The organism is Streptosporangium sp. NPDC002607, assembly GCF_053592655.1.
On record NZ_JBSFWD010000039.1, the window covers coordinates 79,034 to 94,180 of the forward strand.

At 69.8% G+C, this 15,147-nt stretch carries 18 protein-coding genes and 1 pseudogene; 8 read left to right on the top strand and 11 right to left on the bottom strand.

Annotated elements, in window-relative coordinates:
- Positions 1-10: 10 nt before the first annotated feature.
- Positions 11-223, bottom strand: a complete 213-nt coding sequence (locus tag ACWD3H_RS34165) for a hypothetical protein (protein WP_350957177.1) — start codon at positions 221-223, stop codon at positions 11-13.
- Between the two features lie 125 nt (positions 224-348).
- On the opposite strand from ACWD3H_RS34165, the gene ACWD3H_RS34170 reads away from it, so the two are divergent.
- Positions 349-1,011: a hypothetical protein gene (locus tag ACWD3H_RS34170; RefSeq protein WP_451957918.1), complete on the top strand. Its 663-nt coding sequence runs from the start codon at positions 349-351 to the stop codon at positions 1,009-1,011.
- Between the two features lie 176 nt (positions 1,012-1,187).
- On the opposite strand, the gene ACWD3H_RS34175 is transcribed toward ACWD3H_RS34170, so the two are convergent.
- Positions 1,188-1,742 carry a PepSY domain-containing protein gene (locus tag ACWD3H_RS34175; RefSeq protein WP_451957919.1) on the bottom strand — a complete coding sequence of 185 codons (555 nt, stop codon included), beginning with the start codon at positions 1,740-1,742 and terminating at the stop codon, positions 1,188-1,190.
- A gap of 327 nt (positions 1,743-2,069) precedes the next feature.
- Between ACWD3H_RS34175 and ACWD3H_RS34180 the strand changes: the two genes are divergently transcribed.
- The 5 genes from ACWD3H_RS34180 (at position 2,070) to ACWD3H_RS34200 (ending at position 5,721) form a co-directional block, all read left to right on the top strand.
- Complete coding sequence (locus ACWD3H_RS34180; protein WP_451957920.1) at positions 2,070-2,711, top strand: DUF6907 domain-containing protein; 642 nt, start codon at positions 2,070-2,072, stop codon at positions 2,709-2,711.
- Positions 2,712-2,889: 178 nt separating this feature from the next.
- Entirely contained in the window at positions 2,890-3,804 is a 915-nt protein-coding gene (locus ACWD3H_RS34185) for a helix-turn-helix domain-containing protein (protein ID WP_451957921.1), read from the top strand.
- Between the two features lie 153 nt (positions 3,805-3,957).
- Positions 3,958-4,770 (top strand): SAM-dependent methyltransferase, encoded by an 813-nt coding sequence (locus ACWD3H_RS34190; RefSeq protein WP_451957922.1) that lies wholly within the window; start codon positions 3,958-3,960, stop codon positions 4,768-4,770.
- Between the two features lie 98 nt (positions 4,771-4,868).
- On the top strand, positions 4,869-5,333 hold the full coding sequence (locus tag ACWD3H_RS34195) for a hypothetical protein (protein ID WP_451957923.1): 465 nt from the start codon (positions 4,869-4,871) through the stop codon (positions 5,331-5,333).
- A 163-nt stretch (positions 5,334-5,496) separates the two neighbouring features.
- Positions 5,497-5,721: a hypothetical protein gene (locus ACWD3H_RS34200; RefSeq protein WP_350921311.1), complete on the top strand. Its 225-nt coding sequence runs from the start codon at positions 5,497-5,499 to the stop codon at positions 5,719-5,721.
- Here the strand turns inward: ACWD3H_RS34200 and ACWD3H_RS34205 are convergent.
- The 7 genes and pseudogenes from ACWD3H_RS34205 to ACWD3H_RS34235 all read right to left on the bottom strand — a co-directional run bounded on the left by ACWD3H_RS34205 (position 5,696) and on the right by ACWD3H_RS34235 (position 12,148).
- Complete coding sequence (locus ACWD3H_RS34205) at positions 5,696-6,913, bottom strand: helix-turn-helix domain-containing protein (RefSeq protein WP_451957924.1); 1,218 nt, start codon at positions 6,911-6,913, stop codon at positions 5,696-5,698. The two genes, ACWD3H_RS34200 and ACWD3H_RS34205, sit on opposite strands and share 26 nt — an antisense overlap.
- Positions 6,900-7,793 carry a hypothetical protein gene (locus ACWD3H_RS34210; RefSeq protein WP_451957925.1) on the bottom strand — a complete coding sequence of 298 codons (894 nt, stop codon included), beginning with the start codon at positions 7,791-7,793 and terminating at the stop codon, positions 6,900-6,902. Before ACWD3H_RS34210 ends, ACWD3H_RS34205 begins: the two co-directional genes overlap by 14 nt.
- A gap of 148 nt (positions 7,794-7,941) precedes the next feature.
- Positions 7,942-8,328: pseudogene (locus ACWD3H_RS34215) on the bottom strand (DUF779 domain-containing protein); the annotation flags it as partial.
- Positions 8,328-9,845 carry an aldehyde dehydrogenase gene (adh, locus tag ACWD3H_RS34220; protein WP_451957926.1) on the bottom strand — a complete coding sequence of 506 codons (1,518 nt, stop codon included), beginning with the start codon at positions 9,843-9,845 and terminating at the stop codon, positions 8,328-8,330. The pseudogene ACWD3H_RS34215 and the gene adh, both read right to left, overlap by 1 nt.
- 199 nt (positions 9,846-10,044) lie before the next feature.
- The gene (locus ACWD3H_RS34225) at positions 10,045-11,316 is read right to left on the bottom strand and encodes a GAF domain-containing protein (RefSeq protein WP_451957927.1); all 1,272 of its coding nucleotides are present in this window, start codon (positions 11,314-11,316) and stop codon (positions 10,045-10,047) included.
- A gap of 274 nt (positions 11,317-11,590) precedes the next feature.
- Positions 11,591-11,818 carry a hypothetical protein gene (locus ACWD3H_RS34230; RefSeq protein WP_451957928.1) on the bottom strand — a complete coding sequence of 76 codons (228 nt, stop codon included), beginning with the start codon at positions 11,816-11,818 and terminating at the stop codon, positions 11,591-11,593.
- Between the two features lie 39 nt (positions 11,819-11,857).
- On the bottom strand, positions 11,858-12,148 hold the full coding sequence (locus tag ACWD3H_RS34235; RefSeq protein ID WP_451957929.1) for a hypothetical protein: 291 nt from the start codon (positions 12,146-12,148) through the stop codon (positions 11,858-11,860).
- Positions 12,149-12,386: 238 nt separating this feature from the next.
- On the opposite strand from ACWD3H_RS34235, the gene ACWD3H_RS34240 reads away from it, so the two are divergent.
- Positions 12,387-12,761: an ATP-binding protein gene (locus ACWD3H_RS34240; protein WP_451957930.1), complete on the top strand. Its 375-nt coding sequence runs from the start codon at positions 12,387-12,389 to the stop codon at positions 12,759-12,761.
- 83 nt (positions 12,762-12,844) lie between these two features.
- Here the strand turns inward: ACWD3H_RS34240 and ACWD3H_RS34245 are convergent, their stop codons facing one another.
- Together ACWD3H_RS34245 and ACWD3H_RS34250 are read right to left on the bottom strand one after the other, a co-directional pair.
- Entirely contained in the window at positions 12,845-14,119 is a 1,275-nt protein-coding gene (locus ACWD3H_RS34245; protein ID WP_451957931.1) for an MFS transporter, read from the bottom strand.
- Positions 14,120-14,220: 101 nt separating this feature from the next.
- On the bottom strand, positions 14,221-14,586 hold the full coding sequence (locus ACWD3H_RS34250; protein ID WP_355569261.1) for an ArsR/SmtB family transcription factor: 366 nt from the start codon (positions 14,584-14,586) through the stop codon (positions 14,221-14,223).
- Positions 14,587-14,647: 61 nt separating this feature from the next.
- Between ACWD3H_RS34250 and ACWD3H_RS34255 the strand changes: the two genes are divergently transcribed.
- Positions 14,648-14,911: a hypothetical protein gene (locus ACWD3H_RS34255; protein WP_451957932.1), complete on the top strand. Its 264-nt coding sequence runs from the start codon at positions 14,648-14,650 to the stop codon at positions 14,909-14,911.
- Positions 14,912-15,147 lie beyond the last annotated feature (236 nt).

The window sequence follows — 15,147 nt, forward strand, 5'->3', positions numbered from 1 at the left end:
GTGGTCCCGTTCACTCCTTGCCGAGGCGCTTGAGGAGGTCTTCGCGCCTGGCGTCGAGCTCGCTGACGAGGATCTCCTGTTCGTCGGCCTGGTTGATCATCATTGATCGTTCGACGGGGTCGGTGGGGCCGAGCTCTCCGACCTGCCTGCGCATCTCGGCGACCTCGTTACGCAGTCTCTCCAGATCCTCTTCGACCTGCCGCAGTTCTTCCTGAAGGCTCATCTGCTGTCCATACCCCTGCTTTCGGCCTCGACTCCCGGCCGTGGCCGTCTCGCCGTGCCCGCCGATCCGGCCTCGCACCCGCCCGGTGACGGGAACCTGGCCGGCCCGGCCGGTGTACCTCCCGCATGAGACGAATCCTTATCCTCCTGGCGTTCATCGTCCCCCTGCTGGCCCTGGCCGCACCGGCGCGGGCCGGAGGCTGGGCGATCACCGTGATGGACCCGGTTCCCGCGGAGACGGACCCGGACACGACGTACACGCTCGGCTTCTGGCTGCTCCAGCACGGCACCCACCCGTACCTGGGCGACGACCTGGGCGAGGTCGCACTGAAGTTCACGGATGGGAAGAAAAGCCTCAAGTTTGTCGGAGTGGAGTTGAAGGAGCCCGCCCACTACGCCGCCGCGATCTCGCTGCCCGAGGGAACGTGGGAGGTGGAGGCCGTCCAGGGCTGGTTCCCGTCCCACCGGATCGGCACCCTCACCGTGCCGGGGAGGCTGGAGATCGCCCCGATTCCCAGTGACTTCAGGCAGTCGATCGCCGCCCAGCCGCCGCAGGAGCACTGGGGGGCGATCCGGCCGCCGGCCGTCCCCCTGGGCGATGCCGCCTCCAGCACTCCCACCACGCCCGTCGCCACCCCGGCGGCGGCGCCCGCGGGGGATGCACCCGGCGGTATGACCACCGTGGCGGTCGTGGAGCGCGGCTCCTGGTGGCGGCCCTCGTACCTGGTCGCGGGGCTCCTGGGGGTCACCGCCCTCGTGGCGCTGGCCTACCGGGTGCGGCGGCGCTGACGGCCGCGTCCTCCGCGGCCGTCCTCACGGGCAGGGGGTACGTCCGGGAAGGTGCCGCAGAGGAGGTCGTGCGGGGTGCCGGGGACCGCGCCCCGCGGTCCGAGGAGGAGCAGCCGGTTCGGCGGGGGGAACCCGTGGCACAGGGGCGCCACGGGCTCCTCACGCCGGTCAGGCGGTCAGTCATCGTCCCGGTCGTGGTGGTCGTCCCGGTCGTCGTGGTGATCCCGGTTGCCGTGGTCGTCCCGGCCTTCGTGGTCGTCCCTGTCATCCCGGTTGCCGTGGTCGTCCCTGCCGTTGGTGGCGTTGTCGTCGGAGGCGCTGTCGTCGGCGGCGTTGTCGTCGGCGGCGTCCACGGCCTCCCGGTCCTGCTCCAGGATCGCGCCGGTGGCGGCGTCGACGTCGAAGTCGTGCTCGACATCGCCTTCGCGGAGCTCGACCTCCCAGTTGGCGGGAGTCTCGTCGCCGTCGAACTCGACCTTGACGAGCTTGGCGCCGGGCACCTTCTCCTGAGCGATCCTGACGGCCTCGTCCCGCGAGATCTTGGCCTCCGCCTCGCCGGGCGCGGGGGTGCTCTCGGCGTCGGGCGTCGGATTCACCGGCGCGGGCGTCGTCGCCGTGCCGCTGGGGGCCGGGGTGGGCGTCGTGGTTCCGGCGGAGGCGACCGCGCCACCTCCGGCGATGACGGCGAGGAGTCCGGTGGCGGCGATGGTGAGTTTCGTAGTGTTTCGCATGTCCCCGAGCTTGCCGGGTACCCCATTAGCGCCACGCTGCGCCAACCCTAAAAGCAGGTTAAGGTCCGTCGGTCGGTTCAGCGGATGGTTTCGCCCGCCGAGAGGGAGAGCAGGCCGAGTTCCTCGCGGGTCGGCAGGCCGTGCCGATCACCTGGGCTGGGCTGAACCTGGCACGCCGGCCCTGCGTACCTGCGGGTGAAAGCGACCTCGAAACCGACCGGCACGAGCACGGACCCGAGCGGCGGTCCCCGGCTCGTGGCCGGGCGCGATCCGCCGTCGCGCCCGCACGCCGTCGATGACGCGGATCTCCACGCTGGAAGGATCGGGATGGACGACCTCACTGCCTCTGTCGGGACTTCTCGCTCCCACATCGAGACTCCGTGCCCTCCATGGTGCGAGCGTGTGCACTCCACCACCTACGTCACCCACGCGGCCGACATCGCCGAGGTGCACAACCCCGACGGGTCCACGGTGACGGTCACGCTCTCCCAGCACCTCCAACCCGGGTACGTGGGGGAGCAGGTCGTGCGCGTCTACACCCGCCTCGGCGAGGAGACCGGCATCGCCGACCTGTCGCCCGGCTCGGCCGAGGCCGTCGGGCGCTCGATCGTCGCCTTCTCCCCCGACGGGGCCGTGCGCGCGTACGGGCTGGCCCTGCAACGGGCCGCCGCGCACCTGCTGCTCGGTGGGCTGGAGGTGCCCCGGGCCGGCGAGACGGGCCGCGTCCCCGCCGAGTCGCCCTCGCAGGAGAAGCTGTTCCGGATCGCGTTCCTGTCCGGCTACCTCAACGTGACGAAGGCGCCGGGACCGTTGAACGGGGGAGTGGTCGAGCGCCGCCTCAGCCGGGTGCTGTCGCCGAGGGAGACGAGCGAGCTGTGCGACATCGTGCGCGGCATGTTGTCCCGCCGTACCGCGGCCGGCCGGGGTGTCCCGCACGACGACACCTGCGACCTCGCCTCGGGTCGGTAGCCTCGATGAGGTTTCGGACACGGGTCCTGAGTCGGAAAATGAGCTGTCAAGGAAGATTTGTCGATGTATGCACATGCGATTGCAAGTGCATGCGCAAGTGCGCGCCTAGCGGGACTGTGAGATTCGCACCGTATATGTGAAACTGTGGCACCGTAGGAAGGTGCGACAGGGAGCCGATATGGCCGGACAGACCGCCGAGGACGGCGGCGCGCAGAGCGGTGTTCTCACCTACGCGGGGGGCGGCGGCCCCACCATCCTGCGCATTCTCCTCGGTGCCCAGCTGCGGAGGCTGCGCGTCGCCAAGGACATCACTCGCGAGCAGGCCGGCTATGCCATCCGCGCCTCCCATGCCAAGATCAGCCGGCTGGAGCTCGGGCGAGTCGGTTTCAAGGAGCGCGATGTCGCGGATCTGCTGACGATGTACGGGGTGACCGATACCGAGGAAAGGGCCCCGCTGCTGACACTGGCCCGTCAGGCCAACGCGCCCGGCTGGTGGCACAAGTACGGCGACCTGCTCCCCAACTGGTTCGAGGTCTACGTCGGGCTCGAAGAGGCGGCCTCGACGGTCCGGACCTACGAGGTGCAGTTCATCCCCGGCCTCCTGCAGAGCCCCGAATACGCGCGGGCCGTCATCATGCTCGTGCACGGCGGCGCCTCGGCGAGCGAGGTCGACCGCCGGGTCTCGCTCCGTATGGCCCGTCAGCAGCGGCTGACCAGGCCGGACGCTCCGACGCTCTGGGCGGTGATGGACGAGGCCGTGCTGCGGCGGCCCATCGGCGGGCCCCAGGTGCTGCGCGCCCAGATAGACCACCTGCTCGAAGCCGTCGAGCTGCCCAACGTCAAGCTGCAGATCATGCCGTTCGACCGGGGCGGCCACGCCGCGGCGGGCGGTCCGTTCTCCATCCTGCGCTTCCCCGAGCGGGACCTGCCCGACGTGGTCTACATGGAACAGCTCACCAGCGCCCTCTATCTGGACAAGCTCGACGAGACCGACCACTACATGCAGGTCATGGACCGCCTGTGCATCCAGGCGTACTCCCTCGCCGAGAGCCGGAGGTTCCTGGAGGACCTTCGCGAGGAGCTCTCGGGCTGATCCGGGAGGGCCGTTCGCCGGTGGGTTCCGGGGGGATGCGCTGCCCGAGAGTTTGGGGCCGTCCTAATTGTCGATCAGATGATATGTCGTTTCATGATCTGAAATGCTCGCCGCTCGTCTAGCATGCCGGGAAAGAGTGGTGAAGGCGAGGATATGACTGAGCGCGAGCAGGCCCCAGCGGGAATCGACCCCACGATCCCGAGTGTGGCCCGTATGTACGACTACTACCTGGGAGGCAAGGACAACTTCGCCTCCGACCGGGCGGCCGGTGACAGGATCGTGGAGTTTGTCCCCAACGTGAAGGACGTGGCGCGTTCGAACCGCGCCTTCCTCGGGCGCACCGTGCGGCATCTCGCCGCCGCGGGGATCCGCCAGTTCATCGACATCGGCACCGGCCTGCCGACGCAGGAGAACGTGCACCAGGTCGTCCTGCGCGAGGCGCCCGACTCCCGGATCGTCTACGTCGACAACGATCCCATCGTGCTCGTGCACGCCCGCGCGCTGCTCGCCGACAACCCGCAGACCACCGTGATCTCCGGGGACCTGCGGGAGCCGGATGCGATCCTGGATCACCCCGAGGTCCGCGAGCGCATCGACTTCGACCAGCCGGTCGCCGTCCTCATGGTCTCCATCCTGCACTTCGTCGCGGATGACAAGGAGGCCGCCGACATCGCCACCTCCTTCGGGCGGCGGCTGGCCTCGGGCAGCCACGTGGTGATCTCCCACGTCACCTCCGGCGACCTCAGCGAGGAGCAGGTCCGCCAGGGCCGTGGGGTCTACGGCACGACCACCGCGGGCGGTGTCTTCCCCCGCACCCTCACCCAGATCCGCGAACTGTTCGACGGGCTGGAGATCCTCGAACCCGGTCTGGTGCCCGTCTACGACTGGCGGCCCGACCCCAGCGACGTCGTCATCCCGCCGGGAGCCGGCGCCGTCACGGTGGGCGCCGTCGGCCGGGTTCCCTGACCGGCGCCCCGTACCGTCCCCGGACGACCGGCATCGTCCGGGGACGCTCCCACCCGGCGGACGGTGAACTTATCGGGGCGGATGGGCGTATCTCCAGGATGTTGACACATTCGTGCCAGTCCGGTGTCGCCAGGAACGCCCGCGTGATCGCCGCGGCGATTCTCGCCCTGTCGTTCTCCCTCGCCTGCAGCGCGGGCCGGCCCGCGGGAGCCCCCGTCGCCGCGGCGGCGGGCAACGCGGTCCCCGCGGGGCCGCCGCCCACGGTCGAGCAGCTCGCCAAGAAGGTCGGCTGCAAGGTCAAGATCCAGGTCGACGCGGTCGACATCCGTACCGGAGCCTGCAAGACCCCCGTCGGCCGGTTCTTCATCAGCACCTTCGTCACCCAGCACGGCAAGGACCAGTGGATGGACCAGGCGCCGGAGTACAACCCCCATCTCGTCGGGGAGTTGTGGACCGTGCTCGGCGCCAGGCAGGTCCTGGACGAGCTGCGCGAGACGCTCGGAGGCGACCTGCACCTGACCGACCACCGGGTGAGCCCCACCCCCACACCGCCCGCCGGGTGACGGTCGGGGCTCGGCCCGTGCCAGGCATGCCCGCCTGGTACGGGCCGAGGCCGCTTACCACCCGGATGCCGGGTGCGTCAGCCATCCGGAAGGGCGAACTTTATCCCTGAATGAAATGGATACGGCATTGCCTGCGGATTCGTCGATCCGTAGCATCCGTCACATGTCCATCACGCGTGAGTTCGCCTATGCCTCGTCCTCGCGTCCCGCTGACGGCGAGTGCGTGTGGTACCGCTCCAAGGGTGACGTCTACGACCTGATCCGTACGGGCAGCGACGGGGACTTCCGGTATCACGCCTTCCACGCCCGCGACGGCCGCTATCTCCAGGCGTTCGCCTCCTGGCAGGACGGCATGGAATGGATCAGGGAGCGTGTCGAAGACGAGTAGGACCGCCTGCCGCGGACGCGTCGGGTACGAGGCGCAACGCCGGGCGCTGGTCGGGCAGGTCGAGTAGTTCACGCACCCGGGAGACCGGCCAGGCCAGCTGGGCGGCGAGCCGCTCCATGGTGAGGCCGGTCTCGCCGACGGCCAGGTCGAAGGCCTGGCGCAGCAGCACGGGCCGCTCGCCGGGGTAGCCGCTGATCGGCTCGGCGGCGAAGCCCGGCTGGTCGCGGAGCGTCTTGAGCCGCTGGTAGGCGCGGCTCGCCGCCGAGTCGGAGATCAGACCGACCTCGCGGCAGCGGTACAGCAGGGAGTCGACGGACACGCCCCAGGTGCGCTTGAGCTCGACCAGCCTGCGCAGGTCGAGGCGGCCGGGCAGCTCGGGCAGGATGCTGTCGCGCGGGGTGAGGAACTCGGCGGCGAAGACGTCGGCCTCGCGCTCCTGCTGGGTGTCTCCCGAGGCCGTGTCACCGTGCAGCACCAGATGGCCCAGCTCGTGGGCGGCGGTGAAGCGGTAGCGGTGGATGTCGTCGAACCGGTTGGCGGTCAGCACCACGATCGGGCGCGGCAGCTGAGAGGTGGAGAAGGCGTCCACCGTGGTGGCGTCCTCGTCCGGCGGAGGGAGGACCACGACGATCCCCTGCGCCTCCATGTGCCGGACGACGTGCGACAGCGGGCCGGTGCCCAGCCGCCAGAGCCGCCGCAGGGCGCGGGCGGCCTGGACGGGGTCGCGGGGCAACTCGACACCGGAGTGGACCTCGCCGCCGGAGAAACCGGGAAGGGCCACATCCGGCAGCCTGACCTGTTTCTCCAGGGCGTGGGCCAGCTCCCAGACCTGCTCGACGAAGGCCGCGGCCTTGGCGCGCTGGTGGGCACGGGTGGAGCGCAGGCTCCTGAAGTGCGCCATGGACCCGTCCAGCTTGCCGTGCGGGCGGCCGAGCAGGAAGAACGCCGGTGGCACGCCGAGCACGTCGGCCAGGCGGGGAACGAGCTCGGGGCGTGGACGGGTCATGCCCGTCTCGTACTGCCCCACCGCCGCGGGGGTGACGCCGATCCGTTCGGCCAGGTCCTTCTTCGTCATCCCAGCCAGCTGCCGCGCCTGGGTCAGCCGCGCCTGGTCGAACGCGTCGGTGACGGCCTGCGGGCTCGGGCCGCCCTCGGCGACGCCGGACAGGGGGGTCTGGTTACGGTTGCTCATTGTCGCCGGTGACCGCGGTTTCCTCTGGTGCCTCACTGCCTACGGGGAAGATCTTGCCATTCTTCCGCTCGGCTGAAGACCGCGTGCTCAGCGCGAGGTCGGGCAGGAGACCGCCGTCGAAACGCGACGCGGCACCGGGCTCCGTCGCCCACAGGCCGCTGAGGGGACCTGTGGAGGCGGCCGGCAGCGGGATCGGCTCGTGGTGCAGCCAGCGGATCCTGCCGAACTCGTCGACGAGCTCCGCCTCGCCCCAGTAGAGCCGCAGCAGGCCGGCCTGCGCGTTGCCCGCGTAGGCGACCGGGACCAGCCGGGTCTCGTCGGGCAGCCCGGTGAGCGCGGGGCGGACCGTGGCCGGACCGTCCGCCCCCGCGGACAGGTCCAGCTCCTCCTGGGCACTTCCCCCGTCGAGCGCCAGGTCCAGTTCCTCCTGGCGGTAGGAGGTCGCCGGGCCGAACCGGTCGAACAGCTCGCGGACCAGTGAGGAGATGCGGCCGTCGCTGATCCGGGCCTCGGAGATCGGCGTGCGGTCGTCCTCGGCGTAGCGGAACGGCAGCAGCAGGTTTCCGCCGAGCACCACCAGGTGGTGCGCCGAGCCATGCGGCCTGACCAGCCGGAAGCCCGGCTCGTCACGCAGTCCCTCGGCGAGCGCCTCGTAGCGCCTGGCCATCATGGTGAAGCCGTAGGTGTACCGCTTGTCGCTGTGCGCGGAGCTCTGCGCGTCCTGCGCGTTGCCCATCGCCTCAAGCAGCGAGGCGGCCAGCTGCCGCCGTACGACCTCGGCACGCTCGCCGAACCGTTCCCTCGCCCAGCTTGACCCCGCCTGGCCCGGCTTCGCCTGTGCCACCCCGGCCTGGTCCGGCGACGACGACCCCCTGCCCATCGGCGACCTCCGCTCACGCTTCGCCCGGTGTCAGACGATCACCGCCGACACTTCATTTCCGTGCATCGTACTCCCGCTGTGACTCTATTTGATGTTGCCCATCCCCCGTGTCGCCGGCGGCCCCGCTCGGTGGGGGAGGCTCCTTGCGGATCCGCTCGGCCTCCTCGTCGGTGAACAGCCGGGAGCGGATGAGGAAGCGCACCCCCTCCGGGGCCTCAAGGGAGAATCCTCCGCCGCGGCCGGGGACCACGTCCACCGTGAGGTGGGTGTGCCGCCAGTAGGCGTACTGGGAGGCGCTGATCCAGAACGGGGTGTCCAGGGCCAGCACGCCCAGCAGCAGGTCCGCGCCGCCGACCCGGAACTCGCCCCGGGGGTAGCACATGGGCGAGCTGCCGTCGCAGCAGCCGCCCGACTGGTGGAACATCAACGGGCCGTGTCGTCCGTGGAGCACGGTCAGCAGTTCCTCGGCGGCGGGGCTGAGCCGCACCCGCTCCACTCGGAGCGGGTGCGGCTCACCGGTGGGGCCGGTCGGCATCAGAAGAAGCCCAGTCTCTTGGGCGAGTAGCTGACCAGCAGGTTCTTGGTCTGCTGGTAGTGGTCCAGCATGACCCTGTGGTTCTCGCGGCCGATGCCCGACTGCTTGTAGCCGCCGAACGCGGCGTGCGCCGGATAGGCGTGGTAGCAGTTGGTCCACACCCGCCCGGCCTTGATCGCCCGGCCGAACCGGTAGGCGGTGTTCATGTCGCGGGTCCACACTCCGGCGCCCAGGCCGTACAGGGTGTCGTTGGCGATCTTCAGGGCCTCGTCCTCCGAGTCGAAGGTCGTCACCGAGACGACCGGCCCGAAGATCTCCTCCTGGAAGACGCGCATGTCGTTGGTGCCCTTGAAGATCGTCGGCTCGATGTAGTAGCCGCCCTCCAGGCCGGGAACCGTGCGCGGGCCACCGCCGGTGAGCAGCTCGGCCCCCTCCTTCAGCCCGATGTCGATGTAGGACAGGATCTTCTCGTACTGGTCGTTGCTCGCCTGCGCACCGATCATGGTGGCCGGGTCCAGCGGGTCGCCGCCGACGATGGCCCTGGTGCGGTCGAGTGCCCTGCTCATGAAGTCGTCGTAGATGGACGCGTGGATCAGGGCCCGCGAGGGACAGGTGCACACCTCACCCTGGTTCAGGGCGAACATCACGAAACCCTCGACGGCCTTGTCCAGGAAGTCGTCGTCGGAGGCCGTGACGTCGGGAAGGAAGATGTTGGGGCTCTTGCCGCCGAGCTCCAGCGTCACCGGGATGATGTTCTCCGAGGCGTACTGCATGATCAGCCGCCCGGTCGTGGTCTCGCCGGTGAAGGCCACCTTGGCCACGCGCGGGCTGGAGGCCAGCGGCCGGCCCGCCTCCGCGCCGAACCCGTTGACGACGTTGATCACACCGGGCGGGAGCAGGTCGGCGATCAGCTCCATCACCAGCAGGATGCTGGCGGGGGTCTGCTCGGCGGGCTTGAGGACGACGCAGTTGCCCGCGGCCAGGGCGGGGGCGAGCTTCCACACCGCCATCAGGATGGGGAAGTTCCACGGGATGATCTGACCCACCACGCCCAGCGGCTCGTGGAAGTGGTAGGCGACGGTGTCCTCGTCCAGCTGGCTGATCCCGCCCTCCTGGGCGCGGACGACCCCGGCGAAGTAGCGGAAGTGGTCGACGGCCAGCGGCAGGTCCGCGGCGAGCGTCTCGCGTACCGGCTTGCCGTTCTCCCAGGTCTCGGCGACGGCGAGCCGCTCCAGGTTCTCCTCGATGCGGTCGGCGATCCGGTTGAGGATGTTCGACCGTTCGGCGGGCGAGGTCCGGCCCCAGGCCTCGGCCGCGTTGTGGGCGGCGTCCAGCGCCAGGTCGACGTCGGCCGCGGTGGAGCGGGCCACGCTGGTGAAGGTCTGCCCGGTGATCGGGCTCGGGTTGTCGAAGTAGGCCCCGTCCACCGGGGGCACCCACTCGCCGCCGATGAAGTTGTCGTACCGGGAGGCGTAGGTGACGATGCTTCCTTCGGAACCGGGTGGTGCGTAGACCATGGTTTCGCCCTCCTTCACATGGCTGTAACAGAGCCAACGATGGATGGGCGAGGTTGGTGAAAGGTTGGCGTCAGGGTGGACGGTGCCGGGGCCGCCCCGGGCAGCCCCGGGGCGGCACGGGGGCCATGGGCGGGCTGCCAGATGATCGTCCGGAGCCTCCGGACGGGCGACGGTGCCGAGGGGCGGCCGAGAGGTGAGGTCAGTCGTTCCGCGCCGTGCGGTGGCGGGCGAGCGCCACCGCCCTGCGCGGGTCACCGGGCCCGAGGACCGCCAGGGCCCGCTCGTGTATCTCCAGGTCGTACGGGTGCAGCTCGCCGAAGCGGAACACCGGTGCCGGGCCATGCCACCGGAGCACGGCCTCGCGCAGCGCGACCTCGATGTGCTCGCGCCAGGTCCTGATCCCCGGCGCGTCGGACCACGGCAGCAGGGGGCCGCCGTAGAGCCGCGCCGCCTCCTCCACCCGCCCGGCGCGGAGGGCGGCGAGCACCTCGGCGGCGTCGCAGCCCACGGGCGCGGTCAGCTCGTACCGCCGGGTGGCCAGCGCGCCCGAGAGCGCCCGCCGCAGGTGGGAGACCTCCGCCTTGAGGGTGGTCGCGGCGACGTGCCGCTCGCCGTACAGCTCGTCCATCAGCCGCTCGGGGGACATCCCGGGTCCCTGCGGTCCCGCGAGAGCGAGCAGGGTGAGGATCTCCAACTGGCGAGGGGGCAGCCGTACGGGAACGCCGTCACGGGTCAGCCCGGCGCCGCCGAGGGCGCGCAGCCGCAGGCCGGAGCCGCCGTTCCGGCCGGGACCCCCGGCGAAGGAGCCCTGGACGGAAGGCCCGCCCGCGGAGGGAGAGCCCATCCGTTCGGCCAGGCGGCTCTCGATGCCGCCGACCAGGGTGTGCAGCGCGGGCATGGCCAGGGGGTGCGAGCGCTCCCAGGTGCTCGACAGGTCGAGCACGCCGAGAACCTGGCCGCCGGGGGCCCGGATCGGGGCGCAGTAACAGACCCACCCGTGCAGGGCCCGCACGAGGTGCTCGGCCGAGAACACCTGGGTCGGGCGGCCGGTGCGCAGCGCGAGGGAGAGGGCGTTGGTGCCCATGGCCTGCTCGTCCCAGCGGCCCCCGGGGGCGAAGTTCACCGCCTCGGCCCGCCGCCGCATGACCCGGCCGCCGCAGGTCCACATGATGGTGCCCGTCTCGTCGGTGACCGCCGCGATGAAGCCGCCGTCCTCGGCGATCCCGCGCAACTCGTCGGCGACCGCGGTCAGCGGCTCACGCAGCGGCGACTGCCGCCAGCGCTGGCGGGCCTCGCCTTCCTCGGGGGCGCTGTCCTGCTCGGGTCGCACCGTCGCGATGGACCGGCGCCAGGAGTCGACGATCTCCTTCCTGAGCCGCTCGCGGTCATGCGGACGCCCACCCTGGAGCCAGCGTGTCCACTCCAGTTCCAGGTTGGTGCGATGCCGGCGCAGCGCCTGGTTTCCTTCCATGACCCGCCTCAAACCCGTTGACGCCTACCGTGATGATGCCTCACCACGCGCCACGGCGCACCCCTTCGGGACGGCGCTTAACATCTCAGGCGGGCGGGACACTCACGGAAGGCGCCGCCGTCCGCCTCTCGCGATGCCGGCCCAGGGCGGCTGGACGACGGCTGGGTCGTACGGGAGGCGACGGAGATCAGGCTCCTGCGGCCGGAGGCCACCGGTATGCCGTTGACGAAAAGTATTTGAGCGATAGGGAAGAGTTAAGTGGCCGTACAGGCCATCAGAACAGGACGACCCGTGTCAAGATCACATGCTGATCGTCTCTGTCGATCCGGTATTCGGCAATGCCGTATCCGTGGGGAATCAGAATCTCCCGCCAGTCAGGATCGGCGCCAAGCTGATTGCTTCCAGTCAGCCACGGGTTCTCACAGATCGCCACCGTCAGTGCGGCCACCGTGGAGAACACCTCGGCGGACACGGCAGGATCGGCGAGAGTGTCGGCCACCATCTCGGAAGGGAGGAACCGGCCACAGGTCGTCGTCCTCGCTCACGAAACGTTGCGCTCCCGCCGACGGGTGATCTTCTCCATGGTCGACGTCGGCAACGTGCCCGCCTCGGCGGCGGCGTGAACGCGGTCGCGGTCAGGATCGGTGTCGAGCATCGCCCGGCCCCACCAGGCGCTCAGGACACCGTCCAGCTCCGGCCCCTGCTGGGCTTCCAGCAACTCGGCGAAGAACTGGGCCCGGCGGCCACCGCGCAGCGCGTCGGAGATCGCACCGATGGTCCGAGGCAGCCTCGGCTGCCTGGTCTCGTATCCGCCAACGGGCTGAGCGGTCATCGCTGTCACCTTTCCGTTCCTGCCACCAGCCTGAAGCGGTGGCAGTGACTCCGCAGCCACTCGGACGACATCCGGCTACCGACGTTTCGCGACGTGATGGTGCATGGGCAACGAGGCGAGTGTGCTGCTGTGCCCCTCTGACTGATCTTCCTGCTGAACGGCTCTCAAGGCGTACACGGCGCTGACCGAATATCGCTACACGCTGGATCTTTCCCTGGCCGTGCTGGGGGAGAGATGGATGCCGCGCGAAACGAGAAACGTGGCCTCCGTCCGCCGATTCGTCCGGGACATTGCCACCGACTGGAACACGTCGGAAGACATCCCGGAAATCGCCGAACTCCTGGTCTCCGAACTTGTCACCAACGCGATCGCATACGGCTCATCAGCAGTCCCCGACCCAACCGCCATCCGCATCAGGATCACCAGAGAGAAGGAGCTGATGACCGTCGACGTCTACGACTCCTGCATAGCCGTCCCCCGAATGAGACAGGCAGACCCTCTGGACACCTCCGGCAGGGGCCTCGCCATCGTCGAAGACCTCTCTCATAACTGGGGCTGGACCCTCAACCCCTACGGCAAGTCGGTGTGGTTCCAGTTGACGGCGTGGCCCTGAATCTCGGAAGGAGCGTAAGCGGTGCCTCTGGTCAGCGGAAATCCTACGGTTGGGGCGCAGGACACATTTCTTACCGACACCCATCAAGCGGCCAGCTGATGCTCCTCCTCGGTGTCACTTCGGGTGAGCTGGTAGCTGGGCGCGGCGGCGGAGCGGACTGCCGCCTCAGTGGGCCAAAGAGCCCAGGCCGCTGCGGCGGCGACGAAACCGATCGCGGAAAGTACGGCGGCGGCCGCGACCATCCCGACGCTGAAGGCCAACCACCCGGCCAGTGGATAGGTGAGCAGCCAGGCCGCGTGGGAGAGGGAGAACTGCGCCGCGAAGGCGGCTGGCAGGTCGGCGGACGGCACGGCGCGCCGGATCAGGCGACCGGTCGGAGTAAGCACCGCGGATGTCGCGGCGCCCAGCAGCGCCCATGCGATCAGCAGCCATGACCACGACAGGACGCCTGCCGCCAGGCCGACGGTGAACGCGCCCAGGACCACGAAGAGAGCGACAGCCGCGGGCAGCATCACCCTGCGGTCACTGAGCCTGTCCAGCACGCGGGGCAGCAGCAGGGCGACGGCCATCGATCCGGCCCCGAACGCGCCGAGTGCGATCGAGACGTCACCTGCGGTGCGGTCCAGGTGATCGCGGACCAGGACGACGGTGTTGACGATGACCATGGCGCCGGCGGCCGCGACGCTCATGTTCAGGGCGAGCAGGGCGCGCAGCTGCGGCGTGGCCCCAAAGAGCCGGGCGCCGTAGGTGGCCTTGGCGAAGGCGCCGCCGCTGCGCCGGACCGGTGTCGGCCTGGGCAGGACGACGGATACGACCAGCGCGGCCGAGGCCAAGAACCCCAGGACGGTTCCGAAGAACAGCCAGTTGTAGCTGATCAGGGTCAGCAGCCCGGCCGCGAGCACGGGGCTGAACAGGCTCTCCATGTCGTAGGCGAGCCGAGACAGCGACAGCGCCCGGGTGTAGTCACGCTCGGCCGGCAGCACCTCGGGGATGGTCGCCTGGAAGGTCGGGGTGAAGGCCGCCGAGGCGGCCTGAAGGAGGAAGATCAGGACGTAGATCTGCCACACCTCGGTGACGAACGGCAGGGCCAGCGCGACGCCGCCGCGGATGAGGTCGGCGGCCACCAGCAGGGTCCGGCGCGGGATGCGGTCGGCGAAAGCGCTGATCACTGGGGCTATGCCGACAAAGGCGACCATCTTGATGGCCAGCGCGGTACCGAGCACCGCGGAGGCGCTCGCCCCGGCCAGGTCGTAGGCGAGCAGGCTCAGTGCCACGGTCGCCAGCCCGGTGCCCACCAGGGCGATGGCCTGCGCGGCGAACAGGTGCCGGTAGGTGCGATTACGTAGTACGAAGAACATGACCCCGCCCTCTCAGGCCACAGCGGCCCTCAACGTGCTTATGTGCGCAGTTATGCACGCGTTGAACAGCAGGGAGGGCGGAGGAATTCCCCGTTCGGGCCTCAGGAGTGCCAGGGTTCGCCGGTCACCTTATGGTCGGCATGGTTCAGCGCCTCCACCACAAGGCTGCGCAGGTGCCCGTCGCGCAGCGAGTACACCGCGCGGCGGCCCTCCTTCCTGAACTGCACCAGGTTCGCCAGACGGAGTTTGGCCAGATGCTGGCTGACAGCGGGCCGGGCCGCGCCACTGGCCGTAGCCAGGTCGGTCACGTCCATCTCCCCCGCGGCCAACAGCCACAACAGATGCAGCCGTGTGGGATCGGACAGCAGGGCGAACACCGCACTCGCCTTCTCCAGCTGTTCCCGATCAGGAGTCCGCTGGTGCCGATGGACGGCAGAGGAGGACGAAGGGCGCTCGCGCTCTGACATGCAGCCATCGTAGGGCGGTGGGCATCCCCCTCTCTTCCATGATCCGACCACGTCGCAGGCAGTGCGAGGTGCACGCCGCGGCTGGATTCCGGTCTCCGCCGCGGTGCGACATTCGGTAATCAGACCCCGCTCAACGCCGAAAGTCACAACCCTCCGGCTCGCCGTCAATGCCGAGGCCGCCGTCACCTGCGGCTACCACACCACCGCAATAGAAGCCCTCAACCCGATCGCGGCGAAAGCCTTGACCTCCGCCCACGACGTGCTGCGCAACACCGCGATCGGCATCCGCACACTGCTGACGATCACCCACGACATCGAAGGCTGACCCCTTCGAAGACGGGTTCAGACATAGGCGCTGAGCATCACGACCTATCTTGCCCCCGCCGGGGCTGTACGCCCGGCGGCTAACCGTAGGTCCACGGTCGACGGCTACACCGTAGAGCTCGACGGGGCACTCACCCCCGGTGCCTCCAGCAAGCTCACCCTGAAGGTGAGCAAGGACGGCCGCCCGGTCACCGACCTGCAGCCCTACCTGGGCGCCTACGGTCACCTGGTCGCGCT

Coding starts and splice junctions, on each gene's coding strand:
- ACWD3H_RS34225 (WP_451957927.1), bottom strand. CDS start 11,316: ATGGAAGGAAACCAGGCGCTGCGCCGGCATCGCACCAACCTGGAACTG.
- ACWD3H_RS34200 (WP_350921311.1), top strand. CDS start 5,497: ATGTCCATCACGCGTGAGTTCGCCTATGCCTCGTCCTCGCGTCCCGCT.
- ACWD3H_RS34245 (WP_451957931.1), bottom strand. CDS start 14,119: ATGTTCTTCGTACTACGTAATCGCACCTACCGGCACCTGTTCGCCGCG.
- ACWD3H_RS34210 (WP_451957925.1), bottom strand. CDS start 7,793: ATGGGCAGGGGGTCGTCGTCGCCGGACCAGGCCGGGGTGGCACAGGCG.
- ACWD3H_RS34165 (WP_350957177.1), bottom strand. CDS start 223: ATGAGCCTTCAGGAAGAACTGCGGCAGGTCGAAGAGGATCTGGAGAGA.
- ACWD3H_RS34190 (WP_451957922.1), top strand. CDS start 3,958: ATGACTGAGCGCGAGCAGGCCCCAGCGGGAATCGACCCCACGATCCCG.
- ACWD3H_RS34205 (WP_451957924.1), bottom strand. CDS start 6,913: ATGAGCAACCGTAACCAGACCCCCCTGTCCGGCGTCGCCGAGGGCGGC.
- ACWD3H_RS34250 (WP_355569261.1), bottom strand. CDS start 14,586: ATGTCAGAGCGCGAGCGCCCTTCGTCCTCCTCTGCCGTCCATCGGCAC.
- ACWD3H_RS34175 (WP_451957919.1), bottom strand. CDS start 1,742: ATGCGAAACACTACGAAACTCACCATCGCCGCCACCGGACTCCTCGCC.
- ACWD3H_RS34235 (WP_451957929.1), bottom strand. CDS start 12,148: ATGACCGCTCAGCCCGTTGGCGGATACGAGACCAGGCAGCCGAGGCTG.
- ACWD3H_RS34185 (WP_451957921.1), top strand. CDS start 2,890: ATGGCCGGACAGACCGCCGAGGACGGCGGCGCGCAGAGCGGTGTTCTC.
- ACWD3H_RS34195 (WP_451957923.1), top strand. CDS start 4,869: ATGTTGACACATTCGTGCCAGTCCGGTGTCGCCAGGAACGCCCGCGTG.
- ACWD3H_RS34230 (WP_451957928.1), bottom strand. CDS start 11,818: ATGGTGGCCGACACTCTCGCCGATCCTGCCGTGTCCGCCGAGGTGTTC.
- adh (WP_451957926.1), bottom strand. CDS start 9,845: ATGGTCTACGCACCACCCGGTTCCGAAGGAAGCATCGTCACCTACGCC.
- ACWD3H_RS34180 (WP_451957920.1), top strand. CDS start 2,070: ATGGACGACCTCACTGCCTCTGTCGGGACTTCTCGCTCCCACATCGAG.
- ACWD3H_RS34240 (WP_451957930.1), top strand. CDS start 12,387: ATGCCGCGCGAAACGAGAAACGTGGCCTCCGTCCGCCGATTCGTCCGG.
- ACWD3H_RS34170 (WP_451957918.1), top strand. CDS start 349: ATGAGACGAATCCTTATCCTCCTGGCGTTCATCGTCCCCCTGCTGGCC.